This window comes from Croceifilum oryzae, from assembly GCF_030814315.1.
GTDB classification, from domain to species: Bacteria; Bacillota; Bacilli; order Thermoactinomycetales; family Thermoactinomycetaceae; genus Baia; species Baia oryzae.
In genome coordinates this window covers 266,833-283,103 of the sequence record NZ_JAUSUV010000001.1, presented here as the reverse complement: position 1 = coordinate 283,103, position 16,271 = coordinate 266,833, and the positions used below count along the sequence as shown (strand labels likewise).

The following is a 16,271-nucleotide window of genomic DNA, read 5'->3' as shown; positions in this document are numbered from 1 at the left end:
CTCTACTTCCTTTTTCCTATGTAAAGTTGTGCTGATTCCAAGAGTTTAGTTTAGTGGGAGGGGAGTGTCTATTTGACTTCTGCGATGTTAGCGATCCTACTTAGCATTACATCTCCCTATCCACCCTCAACCAGCCCACAATCCATAGAAAGCAATCCCCACGAGTCAACCCCGCTTCATCCACGCCACACACTCCACATGACCTGTCTGCGGAAACATATCCACCGGTTGAACCTCCACCGTCTCATACCCTAACTCTGCCAAATACTTCGCATCCCGCGCAAGAGTCGCCGGATTACAAGATACATAGACAACCCGCTCTGGCTTCATTCCCACTACCGCATCTAACAGCTCCGAATCACAGCCTTTCCGAGGTGGATCCACAATCACTACTTCGGGACGAATTCCTCGATTCAGCCACTTCGGCATTACCTTCTCCGCTGCCCCTACCTCAAAATGAACATGCGACATCTGATTTCGCTTTGCATTCTCCTTCGCATCCGCAATAGCCTCTGGTACAATCTCCACTCCGTACACTTGCTTCGCCTGATCGGCTACATACATCGCAATCGTACCAATTCCGCAATACGCATCTACAACCGTTTCTTCACCTGTAAGAGCCGCGAATTTCCGAGCTTGGTCATAGAGAACTTCCGTTTGAACCGGATTTACTTGGAAGAAAGAATGAGGCGAAATCGCAAATTTCACATCACCGATCGTATCGTAAATTACATCTCTTCCCCATAATAGGATGTTCTCTTTTCCTAAAATCACATTTGTCGATCGATCATTCACATTTTGCACAATCGATTGACACTGAGGAAATGCTTCTCGAATCTTGGAAACGAGTATCTCCTTATGAGGTAGCTTTTTGCCATTCGTGACGAGGACGACCATGATTTCATTTGTATGTACACCAATCCGCACCATCAGATGCCGAAGAATCCCTGTATGTGTCTTTTCATGATAAACAGGGATTGATAACTCTCGTACCAGTTGTTTCACAAAGCGGATCACAGCATCATTATCTGGATGTTGAATATAACAAGATTCTAAGTCAATAATTTCATGTGATTGGTTAGCATAAAAACCCGCTACGATTTCCCCTTGTGGATTCTGTCCAAAAGGAACCTGCGCTTTATTTCGATAGATCCAAGGCTCTTCCATCCCTAAAATCGGATGAATCGCAAGGTCATGGAAACCTCCAATCCGCTCAAACTGATCACGGACTTGTTGCTCTTTTAAGCGCAACTGCTCCGGATAGCTTAAATGCTGGGATTGACATCCCCCACATTCTTGATAAATCGGGCACCTGGGCTCCATTCGATTTTCATGTGCTTCTATTACTTCCAGTAGATCCGCTTGGGCATAATTTTTCTTGACCAATGATACTTTTGCCAGCACTTTCTCCCCCGGTACCACTAGTGATATGAATATGGTGAATCCGTTATATCTCCCGACTCCAGATCCATTATGACCTTGTCCATGGATCTCTACTTCGATCACTTGTCCTACTTGGACGGGTGGCTTTCGTTTCATGCAAACTCTCCTTGTTTCTCCTCAACATAAAAGGCTTATCTCTTTAAACGCTGGTGGGATTGCCATAACGAGAAGCCAAAGAAAAGACCTATAATTCCTGCGAAGATACTTCTCTCGATAAAGAATTGGTAAATCCCATCGACCACCAACAAAATAGTCGCTAATAAATAAATGTTTCGTCCAAATGGCTTCTTTAAATAAAGTTCACTCACAATGACGTGACTGAATAACAAAAGGAGAAAATAGTGAACAGCTAGGGATGCCTGACCAGAGAATAAGTGGGTAATCCCATTTACTAAAAACAAGACGCCGATAACTACATACAGTAAATACAAGACATATCACCCTTAGCCGATAGATAGAAAAAGGAGCCCGTCCCAAAAAAAAGGGACGAGCCTCTCTTACAAAGACTCATTTATAGCTTGCTCAATTCTTCTCGAATCATTTCATTTACCATCTGTGGATTCGCTTTTCCTTTGGTCGCCTTCATCACTTGCCCAACTAAGAAGCCTAACGCACGATCTTTTCCATTTTTAAAATCATCAATGGACTGTGGATTTGCTTGGATGACCTTCACCACTTCAGAGCGAATCGCCCCTTCATCGCTAATCTGCACCAAGCCTTTTTCTTCCACGATCTTCGTTGCTTCTTTACCTGTCTCGACCATTTCTTTAAAGACCGTTTTTGCGATCTTACTGCTAATCGTTCCTTTTTGCAGTAAATCGACCATTCCAGCAAGCAAAGTAGGCGTTACGTTCGACTGATGAATCTCTAAATTATGGCTATTTAGATAGCCCATCAAGTCCCCAGTAATCCAGTTCGCCGCCAGTTTCGCATCGGCCCCAGCTTGTACAGTTTGCTCAAAATAGTCCGCCACATTACGCGTAACGGTCAATTGGTCCGCATCATAGCCAGAAAGTCCCCAATCCTTGATATAGCAAGCTTTACGGGAATCCGGAAGCTCTGGAATCGAGCTACGAATCTCTTCCTTCCACTCGTCACTAATCACCAGACTCACGAGATCTGGCTCTGGGAAGTATCGATAGTCATGCGCTTGCTCTTTGCTACGCATCACCTTTACCTCATTGGTTTCTTCATTCCAACGTAGCGTCTGTTGGGTAATGGTCTCTCCCGCATCTAACGCCTTGGCTTGACGAACTTCTTCATATTGAAGAGAGCGCTCGATGTTACGGAAAGAGTTTAGATTCTTCAGCTCTGTCCTCGTACCAAATTTCTCTTGCCCGTAAGGACGTAAGCTGATATTCGCATCACAACGAAGAGATCCCTCTTCCAACTTCACATCGGATACACCCGTATACTGAATAATCGATTTCAGCTTTTCTAAGTAAGCTTTCGCCTCTGCTGGAGAACGGAGATCTGGCTCCGAAACGATCTCAACGAGTGGCATGCCTACGCGGTTAAAGTCAACTAAAGTTGCATCGTCGTCATGCGTCAGCTTCCCTGCATCCTCTTCCAAGTGAAGACGTGTAATCCCAATCCGTTTTTTGACACCATCTACTTCAATCTCAAGCCAACCATTCTCCCCGATCGGTTGATCAAACTGAGAGATCTGATATGCCTTGGGACAATCAGGATAAAAATAGTTCTTACGATCAAATTTAGAGTGAGTTGCAATCTCACAATTTAGCGCCATCGCCGCCTTCATCGCGAAATTCACCGCTTCTCGATTCAGAACGGGAAGAACACCCGGATGACCTAGACAAATCGGACATGTCTGCGTATTAGGCGCTGCACCAAAAGTTGTAGAGCATCCGCAGAAAATCTTACTTTTGGTATGAAGTTCGACGTGTACTTCTAATCCTACTACTGTCTCATACTTACTCATGCGCGGCTCCCTCCTAACTTTGGTTCAGGCAGACGATCCGTTGCTTGCTCAAACGCATGTGCGACACGCAAGAGTGTGGATTCCGCAAACGGTTTCCCGATAATTTGCAGTCCCACAGGGAGACCGTCCGACAATCCACAAGGCACACTGATTCCCGGAAGCCCTGCCAAGTTAGCCGGAATGGTACACATATCATTCGCATACATCGTCATCGGATCATCGATTCTCTCATTCAACTTAAAGGCTGTCGTCGGAGTCGTCGGTCCCATAATCACATCATATTTCGCAAATAATTGCTCGAAGTCTTGAGCGATTAACGTACGAACTTGTTGTGCTTTTTTATAATACGCATCATAGTAACCAGAGCTAAGTGCATACGTCCCAAGCATAATACGACGTTTCACCTCAGGGCCAAACCCTTTGCTACGTGTCTCATGATATAGATCAATCAGGTTTTCACCATATTTCCGAGCCCCATAACGAACGCCATCAAATCGAGCCAAGTTCGAAGAAGCTTCCGCTGGAGCAATCAAATAGTAAGTAGCTACCGCATACTCCGAATGGGGCAAGGATACTTCTTCAATCGTAGCACCGAGACTCTCTAAGGTATCCAACGATTTCTGTATGAGAGCCTTCACTCCTGGATCAATGCCTTCGCCCATCATTTCCTTTGGAACCCCTACTCGCAGCCCCTTTACATCACCTGTCAAAGCAGACAGATAATCTGGAATCTCTACATTCGCCGAAGTAGAATCATACCGGTCATGTCCCGCAATCGCTTGTAACACATAAGCCGAATCTTCCACATTCTTCGTAAGCGGTCCAATTTGATCGAGTGAAGAAGCAAACGCCACGAGTCCGTAACGAGAAATCAAGCCATAAGTAGGTTTCAAACCAACGGTACCAGTAAACGCCGCTGGTTGACGAATCGAGCCACCTGTATCCGAACCAAGCGCAAAATATACTTCGCCAGCCGCCACAGCAGCAGCAGAACCACCGCTCGAGCCACCCGGTACTGTGCTCAAATCCCATGGATTATGTACAGGGGAAAAGCTCGAATTTTCATTGGAAGAGCCCATAGCAAACTCGTCCATATTCATTTTTCCTATGGTGATCGCATCTGCGTTATGTAATTTCTCTACTACTGTTGCATTGTAAACAGGTTGATAGTTTGCTAGTAACTGACTCCCGCAAGTAGTCGTTAAGCCTTCTGTACAAATATTATCTTTTACACCAACAGGTAAGCTCGCCAAAAGCCCCCGCGTACCTTCTTTGCTATATTTTTCATCTAACTCGTTTGCTCGCTTTAAAGCTCCCTCTTCATCCACTAACAAAAAGGCGCGAACATCTCCGTCTACTTCTTGAATCCGCTTCAATGACTCTTGAACAAGATCAACTGAAGTAATCTCCTTTTTCGCTAGACGGCTATGAATCTCTTGTAACGATCCACGTAATAGCGACATATCTCTTCTCCCCTACCCCTCAAATACTGCTGGCACACGAACCAAACCATCTTTTTGATCCGGCGCATTAAGTAGAACTTTCTCAAGCGGAAGCGAAGGACGAACCTCATCTTCCCGCATCACATTTGCCATCGGCAACACATGGCTTGTTGGTTCAATCCCAGTTGTATCTAGCTCATTTAACTTCTCTGCCATTTGCAAAATGCGGTTCAACTGATCCGTAAATTGCTCCGTTTCTTCTTCTGTTAATGTAAGGCGTGCCAAATTCGCAACGTGCTCTACCTCTGTTTTGGTTATAGCCAAACCTCATCCACCTCCGTACATACTAAAAAATCAATTCTAGTACTATTCTAGCCAATTCTCATACCACACAGTATAGCACATGCATTCCGAAATGAGTGAACGACATAGATACAAAACTGCAACGATATACTTCAGCATTTGCGCGGCTGAAATTCTAAAAATCGAAGAAATCCTTCTAGCATGAAAGAAGAAGTAATCATCCCCTCATTCCCTTTTTACATTCCCTTTTTACATTCCCTTTGCATTCCACAACCCTTTTCTGATTGGCATACATCCTCACCATCATAAAAAGGCCCAATACGAGATAAAGCACACCCATCGATCCAAATATCATAGAGGAGTTACCGAAAGCTAAGAGAAAGCCAGAAATGATAGGACCAGCGGCCATCCCCATATATCGGACAAAGTTAAACATACCGATGGCACTCCCTTTTTGTTGCTCGAATTCATTTGTGATCATCGTTGAAAAAAGAGGCGTTAGTATCCCTACTGCCATTCCATGAAGAATCAAGGAAATCGATATACCCACTAAGGAAAATAGATGAGTGAAAGCAAACAAGAGAACGCTGGACGCCATCACCACATTTCCCCATAAAAGCACGCTCTTAAGTGGCTTTCTGACTTGGATATATTTAAAAAACACACTTCCAAGCATGGTACTGAATGCCATAGGTAGGTAAAGCAAGCCTACTATTCCTAAGCTCAGATGATATCGATCCGTTAACACGATAGGCAGATAGACAATCATCGAAAAATAAAGGAAGAAGGCAACAAAGCTTAGAATCAAAATAGAGCTTCCAACCCTACTTTTAAAGATCGCTTTGTAATGGGATAATGCTTTCCCTATGCGGATAGGCTCTTGCTTACTCGTTTGACCTTTCGGGAAGTAAAGACTATTGATCCACAGTAAGATCACAGATATAACCGTAATAAACCAGAAGATGCCGGGATAGCTGTACTGATTCCCAATAAATCCACCTACTACAGGCGCGACAACTGGAGCAATCGATAACACCATCTGATACGTCCCCATCGCTTTCCCACGCTCACTACCTTGAAAGAGATTGCCAATCGTCGTTGCCGCAATTAACGGAATCGCAGCCGTTCCGAGTGCTTGCAAAGACCGACATACCAGAAACACCGTGAAGTCCTGTGTAATCGCACAGCCGATGCTGGCTATAATTGTCAAGATCATCCCTGGAATCAAGATGGACTTAGCCTCTTTAAAATCAATGACAAACCCAAGCACGATCTGCATGATGGCAGTAATCAAAATAAAGATCGAGACAGAAATATTCACCATCGTTACAGACACCCCAAAAGAGTCTTTGATTAACGGAATGATAGGAGAATAAATATTTTGGCTTAAAGATGCAAACAGCGCACTCATACATACCAGATACAATACAAATGTAGATCCTCTGTTCATCTGTTCCATCATGAATCCTCCCGCCCCTCTTTTTGCTCCTCGGTTATATGCCCCGTCAATTCCCGCAAGAATTTTAGAATCATCTCCTGCTCTGTATCCGAAAACGAATCGAGGAACTGATAAAACCGCTGTTCCTTCTCCACATGCAGCTTCTCATGCAAATCACACACACGCTTCCCCTTAGGCGTTAATCGGAAATAGATTTCCTTCTTGTTATCCGTTAATTGGAACCGCCTAATAAATTCCCCTTGCAACAACTTCGTACTGATTTTGGTGATATTAGCCTTCGATAAATTCATCTGCTTCGCAATCGCTGTATTATTAATCGGTTCATTTCGACCAATACAATCAATCACGTGGACAGCTGTCATGTTTTTCGGAAAATGGGTTAGATCGTCATCTGTAGCTTCTTTTAGAAAGGCATGGAGATCAGCATCCATCCTCTGTTCGTTAAGGTGCAGAAAACGCATATAGGTTCCATGGATGAATGGTTTGACTGAATCAGGCATTGTTAGACGACATCCTTTCACTATTCATTTTTTGTTAACCAATAAATAATATTCATAAACGCAACCAATATTATATCCAAAGGATATAACAAAAATAAATGTGGGTTCATGCCATAACAGCATCTCCATTATAGTTTACTAGTTAACAATAATATAACCTCTGTATTTCAGTTTGTCAATCTATATTCCGAGTCGTAGGTAGGAAAAACGAGTAGCAGAAATGAATATACCAATGTAAAGGTAATTATTCTCTATGCGAATAGTTACCTTTTATCACATGGAAAGGATGAATAACAAAATGAAACGAATCGGATCTATTTTAATCTGGATGTTCATTTCAATGCTGGGAGCGGCAGGTTTTGCCATGATTGCCCTCTACAGCGGAGAAAGGGTAAACTCCATTTGGCTCTTAACAGCGGCTGTGTGTACCTATGCGGTTGCCTATCGTTTTTATAGTCGCTTCCTTGCTAGGAAAGTTTTTCAATTAGATGATAATCGAAAGACTCCTGCCGAGATTCATAACGATGGCAAAGACTTTGTTCCTACTAATAAGTGGGTTCTCTTTGGACATCATTTTGCCGCTATTGCAGGAGCAGGTCCTTTAGTTGGTCCAATCCTCGCCGCACAGATGGGGTATCTCCCCGGAACTCTATGGATCATCGTGGGGGTCGTATTGGGAGGAGCCGTACAAGATTTCATCATCCTATTTGGCTCGATGCGCCGTAATGGGAAATCTCTTGGTGAGATCGCACGGGAAGAAATCGGACCTGTGGGTGGATTAACAGCCCTCATCGCTGTACTCAGTATCATGATTATTCTGCTAGCTGTACTCGCACTCGTGGTTGTGAAAGCGCTTGCAGATTCACCATGGGGCATGTTTACAATCGCGATGACCATCCCAATCGCCCTATTTATGGGAGTCTATATGCGTTATATACGTCCCGGCAAAGTATTAGAATCCTCACTCATTGGATTTGGTTTACTACTACTTTCACTCGTCCTCGGACAATATGTATCCGTCCATCCCACACTCGCCCCTTTGTTTACCCTAGACGGAAAAACAATCGCTTGGCTTTTAATCATCTACGGCTTTATCGCCTCCGTTATCCCTGTGTGGCTACTACTAGCACCACGAGATTACTTGAGCACCTTTCTTAAGATCGGTACCATCTTCGCTTTAGCACTGGGAATCATCTGGGTCGCGCCTGAGCTTCAGATGCCAGCACTTACAAAGTTTATCGACGGGACAGGCCCTGTATTTGCAGGAAATCTATTTCCTTTTGTCTTTATCACCATCGCTTGCGGAGCTATCTCTGGATTCCATTCCCTCGTCTCTTCCGGAACCACTCCGAAGATGATCGCTCGCGAATCTCATGCTCAGCCGATCGCTTACGGCGGAATGATTACGGAATCATTTGTCGCCATCATGGCACTCATCGCCGCTTGTCTCCTAACTCCAGGCGTCTACTTCGCGATCAATAGCCCTGCCGCCGTGATCGGAGTGGATGTAAATAGTGCCGCCACTGCCATCTCTAACTTTGGGTTTACCATTACGCCCGAGGAATTAACGACCACCGCAAAAGACATCGGCGAAAATAGCATCCTCTCCCGAACAGGTGGCGCACCGACTCTCGCAATTGGTATGGCTCATATCTTTTCGAGTGTATTAGGTGGCAAAGCGATGATGGCGTTCTGGTATCATTTTGCCATCTTATTTGAAGCCGTCTTCATCCTCACCACGATTGACGCAGGAACAAGAGTGGGACGATTTGTCTTGCAAGATTTAATCGGCAACTTTGTTCCCAAATGGAAACGAACCGATTACCTTCCAGCCAATATCCTCGCGAGCGCACTCATCGTAGCGGGTTGGGGCTATTTCCTTTATCAAGGCGTGATTGATCCCCTTGGTGGCATTAACACCTTATGGCCTCTCTTCGGGATAGCCAACCAGATGCTCGCTGTCATCGCCCTAGTAGTCGGAACCACCATCCTCTTTAAGATGGGCAAAGCCGTCTATACATGGGTGACATTGATTCCTTTTGTCTTTCTAACGATTGCTACCATGACAGCAGCCTATGCCAAGCTCTTTGATCCAAGTCCGAAAATTGGCTTCCTCTCCGCCGCTGAGAAGTATCAAACCGCACTCGATGCAGGTCAGCTTCTCGCACCTGCTAAAACAGTTGATCAAATGAAGCAAATCATCCTAAACAACCAAATCGACGCATGGGTAACGGGCTTATTTATGCTACTCGTTGCTATTATCATCCTCGATGCGGTCAGAGTTTGGTATAAAATCCTGTTTACCAACAAACAACTCCCGCTTCGTGAATCTCCCTATATTTCGAATGCTCATTCCGTAAGGGGGTAACCCATCATGTGGTCTAAGCTTTGTATCTTTCTCCATGACATCGCTGGAGTTCCCAGCTATAAGCGCTACCTCGAACATTTAGCTAAGCATCATCCTGATCAGAAGCCTTTGAGTGAAAAGGAGTTTCACAGACAAGCAACAGATGAGAAGTACGGTGGAGGTAGTATTCGGCGTTGTTGTTAATAAAAAAACCAAGCGTCCCTTAGAAGGACACTTGGTTTTTTACCATTACCTGTTTATCTCATGACTAAATCAACGCACTATTTCTGAAAGAGATTGTAAACCCTTTCATTTTGATTTAATCGTTTTATACGTTGGGTTTTAGTCCATATTCTGTACGATCGCTATGATTCCCCCACAATTGGAATGGACCACCTTCATTTTCTACATTCACGTAAACATGTTCTACTTTGTGTGTATTTTTCTTTATTTTCAAGTGCTCTTTTTGGAGAACATAAATTTTTTCGATCCCCATCCAGCATGATGCCATGTAATCGAGAATTTTTAGTTCTTTAGAAGAAACAAGAAAACAGTTAGGGGTTTCAAACGTATTGATCTGTTTCGTCAATTTCGGTATAGCCGTAAAAAGACGGTCACTTTCACAGGATGCGATGATGTGATGCGCCTCATCAAGAAGATAGAAATGATCAGGATTGAGAGTTGCATGAAGATCATCAGGCAATAGCGAAACGGGAACAGAAGGTTCTTGGTCCTCTTCTAGAAGGGCTTGTTGAACATAGAGAAAATCATCTGCAAATCCAGCGTTATCTGCATCTTTCTTGTTACTAGAATAAGTGGATCTACTAATTCCTTTTTCCTCCATAAGAGCATTACACATCGGACACGGGTAGCACGAGGTAAAGATCTCACCATTTTGTAGAGACCCTACTCCATATTTCTGTTCATGATTTCGAATCGCTTGCACTTCTGCATGCGCGGTCGGATCTAGCTGATCTGTCACACGATTACATCCTACCACTTGCTTACTTCCGGACTCATCAACTGCAACTGCACCAAATGGCCCGCCGTTCTCTTGTATATTCTGAATAGCAGCATCATTTGCTTTTTTTAGAAGCTCTATTTCTTTGTTTATCATAAGAACACCTCATTTTTTAAGGAAATGTATTTCGCCTTACTGACGGAATCATGCAAGATATTTATTATTGATTTTCAATGCTTTCATTTATAAACTATAAATATATATTATTGATATGCATAACTCTATTATAATTTTACACAAATAAAATGTTGTGTCAAATACAATTTTACATAAAGCAATTGGCATGTCAAAGGTTACTTTGAACCTCATATGGACACAGGTAAATGTGCTGTATGAATTGAATCGTTCTTACAGTGACTATTAATCTACTAAACCCAGCAAATAGGTCAACAACTTAGGCTTGTATTTTATGTACATAAACGATTAGAGCGGAATTACATCAAACTTGTTTTTTCATTCATCTATCTTCATCGTCTTTCTTAGAGCGATAAATTTTTTAATCAGAACAGCAAATTTTTCCAACCTCTCCTTTCGAACGAATTCTTGAATACCCATAAGATGTTTTTACTCATCCCCCTTAAAAGGTATATGAAGGAACTCCAAACAGTTGACAAGAATATAATAATAACCTATATTATAAGTTTACTTATAATATAGGAGGAAGTAGCCCCATGATTCATTTCCCTTCCAAGTTTGAAGACGCTCATCAATCTATAGGCTATCTATTTATCAAGGTTTATCATTTATGGCATCGAGATATGAAGCAAGCGTTAAAAAAGTTAGACCTTACACATCCTCAATTTGTTATCCTAACTAGCTTGGGTTATCTTTCTCAATATAATCAAGAGGTAACACAGGTCATGATCGCAAAACATTCCGATGTGGATGTTATGACCGTATCAACCATTCTAAAAAACCTCCAAAAAGGGAATTTGATTAGTCGGACCGCTTCCCTTACTGATACCAGATCAAAAGTGGTTTCTCTTACTTTGCAAGGAAAGCGATTGCTGGATGAAGCGGTTCCCATTGTAGAAAGCATAGATGAGTCTTTTTTTTCCACATTGAAAGAACAGCAAGAAGATCTTCGATTATTACTGCTACGGATTGCATTAAAGGAGGGGAATGCCTAGATACTGCACACAAAGTACGCTTGGGTGATGCAGCGAGATTTGACAAGCCCATGTTTTCGATAAATAAGGAGCCTTCTCATTTCTTAGTAGGCTCCTTGGGCTATTTTATATATATTTATTGCACTATCTTTTTCTTTTCTTCTTTGTATATTTTATATTCCATCCAAAGATTCCAAGCCATATAAGCTGTCCCGAGTACCATAGCTACTATTCCAAGGGTTGTAAGTGGTCGGAAGTACTCAGAAAGTGTAAGACTCACTAATAAAATCCATACTATTACATACCAGAATGATAAAAATTTCAATTCATTCACTCCTATTTCTCTCATCCATTTTGTACATAAATGAAAAGCCGAATTCTTAGCGTACAAGAGATCGGCTTCATTATATCTAAAATTGTCTAAACGTACCATTTTCCCGGATTGGTACCGTGACCCTCTACTCCACGAATCCCCCGCCAGCCCACATTCCGCTATTCCGAATCAACTTACGCGCGGGCTCTACTTGGAAAGATGGGAGATGATGTCCCGGCATCAGATTTACCACGCGACCAGAACCATATGTATGTGCCCACGCAGCAGGCCAACGCTTGTCATCATGTTCATATTCGGCAAGGATAACCGTCGATTCATGTGGACTCAGTTCGTACCGAAACGGCTCTTCATCTATCAGAAAATCGCTTAAACTCTCCACAATAGGGTGACTTCCTTGATTATATCGGATAGGTAGGGATGTATATTCCGGATGTCCCGTAACCCTGCCGCCGATTAACTTTTCTAGCTCTTTGTTTTGCTGCAGAGAGATACCGTTATGGATAACTAGCAACCCTCCGCCGTCTCTCACATAGGAGATAAGCGCTTGCGCCTGCTCTTCCGTTATCTCCAGATCTGAAAATTCCGCGTACGATATGAACAAATCGTAATTCTCAAGTTTATCGTCCTGAAGCACGGCGTAATCATCTGTACATTCAACATCCATAACACCTTCAAAAATGGATTGTAGTTCGTAATCAATAGATGTGAAAGGATGATACTGTGCTCCCTCGTATTGTCCAAGTACAATGGCTTTCATATTCATAGTCTCCTCTCTTGCCCATTAAAAGGATGGATTCATTCTTACGATCCAACAAAACCCGCTCCTCCTAATTTAGTTTACCTAGCTAATTAATAGTATAAGTGATGAAAAAAATGAATGTCAATAGAGAAACATGTTCAATGAATCATGATTGAAACGTGCATAAGGTTTAATTTATGTGCATACATAATGATTACATTACTTAGCGAAAAATTGTTCCATCATCGGTACATCTGAGATATATGTATCGATTTGTATAATGAGTCCAGCTTCAACAGTAAGGACCGACGCTAGATGCTCATCTAGGATTCGTCCGTCGGGTGCAGTGGCAGTATTATGCAGAGTAATCGTTAATCCATGTTGTCCGACGAGTATATGCTGAAGCTTTGTGCTCACGTTTCCATTCGCGATTGCATTAAAGCGGTCGATTACCGCATCGACACCTACTGCGGTTCCGGAGATCACTCCAGTACCAGGGAGTGTCCATTGTACGTTAGGGTTCATCAAACCTTGAAGTTTTTTCCAATCTTGTTTGCCCAATGCGGCTAGCAAAGCCTCTGCGATTTCTCGATTTGCGGTGTTTTTCATATTAGCCCCTACTTCCGGTATATTATAAGTACACTTATAATATAGATTATTATTATATTCTTGTCAATGTTTAATGGGGTTCCGACAGAAATAAGGCTGTTACTTTGTGTATATGTATACAAAGTAACAGCCTTTTGGAATTAAGAATAACGATTAGCCTCTTCATTTGAACTTTTCAACTATCACTTTCAGTAATCCTATACGTATATGTACGTAATCCTGGCCGAGAGAAACCAGCTACAAATGTGCCTATAGTAGTAGGTTCATCTTCAATTTCAATTTTGACCCTTCTATGACGTAAAGCTAGGTTATCAATTTTTGTTATCAGCTTAATAGTAGATATTTCTTCTCCAAAACGATCTTGATAGGAACTCTTCTTGAACTTTAATATCTTAACCTTTTGATCGTTTACCAAAATAGTAAAGTGTTTTTGTATTTTTCTTTTAGTATGTTTTAAAAACTTATCATCTTTGATATAAATCATCCTCGGTTTGAGTATAACTTTCAGCAATCTAATTACATTAAACTTGATCATACAGTTTTCCTTGCAACCGCCTGTTTTCCTCTTTCATAACTTATTTTCACTCTCTAATTACCTGATATGTTCCCGTAACAATATAATCATAGCACCCTTACTCTCATGGCGCTTAATTGAACAAATAGTACATTATTCATTTTTTGCAGCCTCCGTTATTGTTCAAGATAAGTTCAGCAAATAAGTCAACAGCTCGGGTTTATTTTTTAGATAAATAAAAGATTGCGGCGGGACGACTTGAAACCTGTTTTTTAATTCACTCATTTTCATTGGCTTGCTAAGGATAACGACATTTTTAATAGGCACAGCAACTTTACCTACCTTTTCTCCCCGAATAAACTCTTGAACTCCTAACCCCTCCTGTCCAATTAATTCCCTAGGTTCGTGAATAGGTGTTCCAAATTCAAGCGCTGCCTGAATCTCTCCAACTGGCTGGGTTACATAGATAAAGGCTTTGACCGGTCTGTTAGGAAACCTTTTTCGATATTCATATTTTTTCTCTCTAGAAAGGATTAGCTGGAAATACTGGGGCTTTAGACTTATTAGGATCACATCTTCATACTTTTGTTCTTCAAGTGCGCTCTGTAACACTAGCCGTTCATCTCCCTTTTAAAGGTTTAACTCTACTAATGGATGGTAAGCCAAAGAATAATCCTGAAACCAAGCCACTCCCACTTCCTGTGCTAAAAGATGCGCCGAAATTCAAGCATTTAAAACCCAATGACACCATAGAAAAACAGAATGGTACTAAATAGTTTTTCTACTACTAGTATCCATTCTGTTTTTTCGTTAGTTAAACATAGAATCCATTACCTTAATCAACTCGGATTCAGGAAGGTTCTCACCACGAACCAAGTAGTATTTTCCATCTTTCCATAGCATGATCTTTATAAGATCGTCCATCGATATAATCCAAGCATCAACACCAGCAAGAGTTACCTTCTTACCCTCACTTAGATCACTCTCTGGTTTTTTGGATCCATCATCATTTGATTGAAGAACAAGTAAATTTCGTCTTTCGTTTGTTGGATCAACCCATGCTTGTTTTGTAATATATAGACTATCACTCGACAATTGTCCTACTTTACTAACTTGCTCCGGCACGGCATTTAAGCCTTGTGGGATATATTTTGGTTTCTTCACCTCATAGTTAGCTTGGTCAACTACGGCCCTTTCATTTGTCTCTTTTGAAGCAATCCTTTGCTTCTGCGTGGTAGATTCTCTCGCTTTTGCAAATGCAACCTGATAGAGTACAATTCCTAGAACCATTACGAGCGTTGTACCAATCGCAATCCAACTTCTTTTCATAGAAATCCCCTCCTAATTATTGAGACTCACATACAAATGAAATGTTGCCTTTCAAATCCATGATCAACCTTCCAATATTCAAACGCCTTGTTGGTTGTCTCAATATCAACGAACCAGCCGTAACATGCATCCCGACGATACATCGCTGGAGAATTGTCCTGTACGTTAAACGTAAATTGATATAGATGAGCAGAGCCCTTCGCACCTACATATGACCGATAGGCCTGAAATCGCGACCATGTATCGCTCCCTACAATTCCATCTGCCCTAATCTTTCGGTTCTCTTGGAACTCAGCAATTCCTTTTTTTGTATTTTTTCCATAGCGACCATCAACACGACTATATCCCCATGGTGTTTCAAGTAGCATTCGTTGCACCGCCTGTACATAGCCACCAGAAGAAATATATCCTGATCCAACATAGTCATTCTTAGACCATACATCTTGCATTGGGTGGGAAAATGCAGTAATGGGTACCATGACAATCAAAACTATAAATAGAATTGGTACTAAACGCTTTACTCTACTTTTCATTCTCCTCGTCTCCTATTCCTTTCCATTGGTCAAATAAATTAAAAAATTCATCTCCGGGTAAACAGAAAATTGACCTATCTATCCCCCATCCAACTCATCCTCATCTACCATCATCGCCATCTCCACAGTCCCGTCTTCCCGATAAACCACGATCCGGTTCAAGCACAGCTTGCGATCTTCGGTTACGACTCCGTAGGCTCGTAGCATCTGCCATTCTTCTGGTTTGCTCATGAGGCGGTTCATCCAGCGAAGATATCATAGTTTTTTCCTCGAACAATCGTTAAATCTCCTGACTTAAAGGACATGCTATCTAGGAGGGCAATATCAAATTCCTTCCCTTGAACAGTAGTCAGTTTGACGATGACCATTTTACGTACCGTCGGTTTTAGAAGGTTGGTCGCGACATCCAGCTTGATGATCTCTGTATCGGTCGAATCAACAGCTTCATGTACCATTTCTTCTTTCTGCACGTCAAATAATGCCTGTTCCTTTAGATAGCTAACGAACGCTTGAATCTCTGGCGATTGTCCTGAGATATTCAGTTGTAACATGCGCTACACTCCCCTTACGTAATAAGAATGAACATGTATTTCTCTCCACCCACAATCTTATTCTTCCACATTGCATACCTTCCGACAAATCTGTAT

General features: G+C 42.1%; 19 protein-coding genes. 3 read left to right on the top strand and 16 right to left on the bottom strand.

Features of this window, described 5'->3' with window-relative positions; genetic code table 11:
* Nucleotides 1-165 precede the first annotated feature (165 nt).
* The 7 genes from rlmD to J2Z48_RS01345 form a co-directional block, all read right to left on the bottom strand.
* The gene (gene rlmD / locus J2Z48_RS01375; RefSeq protein WP_307250256.1) at nt 166-1,539 is read right to left on the bottom strand and encodes a 23S rRNA (uracil(1939)-C(5))-methyltransferase RlmD; all 1,374 of its coding nucleotides are present in this window, start codon (nt 1,537-1,539) and stop codon (nt 166-168) included.
* A 35-nt stretch (nt 1,540-1,574) separates the two neighbouring features.
* Nucleotides 1,575-1,874, bottom strand: coding sequence for a hypothetical protein (locus J2Z48_RS01370; RefSeq protein ID WP_307250254.1), 300 nt, complete (start codon nt 1,872-1,874; stop codon nt 1,575-1,577).
* An 80-nt stretch (nt 1,875-1,954) separates the two neighbouring features.
* The gene (gatB, locus tag J2Z48_RS01365; protein ID WP_307250252.1) at nt 1,955-3,385 is read right to left on the bottom strand and encodes an Asp-tRNA(Asn)/Glu-tRNA(Gln) amidotransferase subunit GatB; all 1,431 of its coding nucleotides are present in this window, start codon (nt 3,383-3,385) and stop codon (nt 1,955-1,957) included.
* Complete coding sequence (gene gatA, locus J2Z48_RS01360) at nt 3,382-4,848, bottom strand: Asp-tRNA(Asn)/Glu-tRNA(Gln) amidotransferase subunit GatA (RefSeq protein ID WP_307250250.1); 1,467 nt, start codon at nt 4,846-4,848, stop codon at nt 3,382-3,384. The genes gatB and gatA overlap by 4 nt, the downstream gene beginning before the upstream one ends.
* Nucleotides 4,849-4,860: 12 nt before the next feature.
* The gene (gene gatC, locus J2Z48_RS01355) at nt 4,861-5,151 is read right to left on the bottom strand and encodes an Asp-tRNA(Asn)/Glu-tRNA(Gln) amidotransferase subunit GatC (protein WP_307250248.1); all 291 of its coding nucleotides are present in this window, start codon (nt 5,149-5,151) and stop codon (nt 4,861-4,863) included.
* Nucleotides 5,152-5,347: 196 nt separating this feature from the next.
* Nucleotides 5,348-6,589 (bottom strand): MFS transporter, encoded by a 1,242-nt coding sequence (locus J2Z48_RS01350; protein ID WP_307250420.1) that lies wholly within the window; start codon nt 6,587-6,589, stop codon nt 5,348-5,350.
* The gene (locus J2Z48_RS01345) at nt 6,589-7,089 is read right to left on the bottom strand and encodes a MarR family transcriptional regulator (RefSeq protein ID WP_307250247.1); all 501 of its coding nucleotides are present in this window, start codon (nt 7,087-7,089) and stop codon (nt 6,589-6,591) included. The genes J2Z48_RS01350 and J2Z48_RS01345 overlap by 1 nt, the downstream gene beginning before the upstream one ends.
* A 298-nt stretch (nt 7,090-7,387) precedes the next feature.
* Between J2Z48_RS01345 and J2Z48_RS01340 the strand changes: the two genes are divergently transcribed.
* Nucleotides 7,388-9,457 carry a carbon starvation CstA family protein gene (locus J2Z48_RS01340; RefSeq protein WP_307250245.1) on the top strand — a complete coding sequence of 690 codons (2,070 nt, stop codon included), beginning with the start codon at nt 7,388-7,390 and terminating at the stop codon, nt 9,455-9,457.
* Between the two features lie 6 nt (nt 9,458-9,463).
* On the top strand, nt 9,464-9,640 hold the full coding sequence (locus J2Z48_RS01335; RefSeq protein ID WP_307250243.1) for a YbdD/YjiX family protein: 177 nt from the start codon (nt 9,464-9,466) through the stop codon (nt 9,638-9,640).
* 124 nt (nt 9,641-9,764) lie between these two features.
* Here the strand turns inward: J2Z48_RS01335 and J2Z48_RS01330 are convergent, their stop codons facing one another.
* The gene (locus J2Z48_RS01330) at nt 9,765-10,553 is read right to left on the bottom strand and encodes a deaminase (RefSeq protein WP_307250241.1); all 789 of its coding nucleotides are present in this window, start codon (nt 10,551-10,553) and stop codon (nt 9,765-9,767) included.
* 575 nt (nt 10,554-11,128) lie between these two features.
* On the opposite strand from J2Z48_RS01330, the gene J2Z48_RS01325 reads away from it, so the two are divergent.
* Nucleotides 11,129-11,587: a MarR family winged helix-turn-helix transcriptional regulator gene (locus tag J2Z48_RS01325; RefSeq protein WP_307250239.1), complete on the top strand. Its 459-nt coding sequence runs from the start codon at nt 11,129-11,131 to the stop codon at nt 11,585-11,587.
* Nucleotides 11,588-12,024: 437 nt separating this feature from the next.
* Here J2Z48_RS01325 and J2Z48_RS01320 read toward each other — a convergent pair whose 3' ends face one another.
* From J2Z48_RS01320 to J2Z48_RS01285, 8 genes are all read right to left on the bottom strand, one after another.
* Nucleotides 12,025-12,657, bottom strand: coding sequence for a ThuA domain-containing protein (locus J2Z48_RS01320; protein WP_307250236.1), 633 nt, complete (start codon nt 12,655-12,657; stop codon nt 12,025-12,027).
* A 201-nt stretch (nt 12,658-12,858) separates the two neighbouring features.
* A complete protein-coding gene (locus J2Z48_RS01315) occupies nt 12,859-13,248 on the bottom strand; it encodes a nuclear transport factor 2 family protein (protein WP_307250233.1) in 390 nt (129 codons plus the stop codon).
* Nucleotides 13,249-13,423: 175 nt separating this feature from the next.
* A complete protein-coding gene (locus J2Z48_RS01310) occupies nt 13,424-13,783 on the bottom strand; it encodes a hypothetical protein (RefSeq protein ID WP_307250231.1) in 360 nt (119 codons plus the stop codon).
* Between the two features lie 162 nt (nt 13,784-13,945).
* A complete protein-coding gene (locus J2Z48_RS01305; protein WP_307250228.1) occupies nt 13,946-14,374 on the bottom strand; it encodes a hypothetical protein in 429 nt (142 codons plus the stop codon).
* 198 nt (nt 14,375-14,572) lie between these two features.
* Complete coding sequence (locus J2Z48_RS01300) at nt 14,573-15,091, bottom strand: DUF4367 domain-containing protein (protein ID WP_307250226.1); 519 nt, start codon at nt 15,089-15,091, stop codon at nt 14,573-14,575.
* 26 nt (nt 15,092-15,117) lie between these two features.
* Nucleotides 15,118-15,624 carry a peptidoglycan-binding domain-containing protein gene (locus tag J2Z48_RS01295; protein ID WP_307250224.1) on the bottom strand — a complete coding sequence of 169 codons (507 nt, stop codon included), beginning with the start codon at nt 15,622-15,624 and terminating at the stop codon, nt 15,118-15,120.
* A 78-nt stretch (nt 15,625-15,702) separates the two neighbouring features.
* On the bottom strand, nt 15,703-15,855 hold the full coding sequence (locus tag J2Z48_RS01290) for a hypothetical protein (protein WP_307250221.1): 153 nt from the start codon (nt 15,853-15,855) through the stop codon (nt 15,703-15,705).
* Between the two features lie 8 nt (nt 15,856-15,863).
* Complete coding sequence (locus J2Z48_RS01285) at nt 15,864-16,175, bottom strand: hypothetical protein (RefSeq protein WP_307250219.1); 312 nt, start codon at nt 16,173-16,175, stop codon at nt 15,864-15,866.
* Nucleotides 16,176-16,271: the final 96 nt, after the last annotated feature.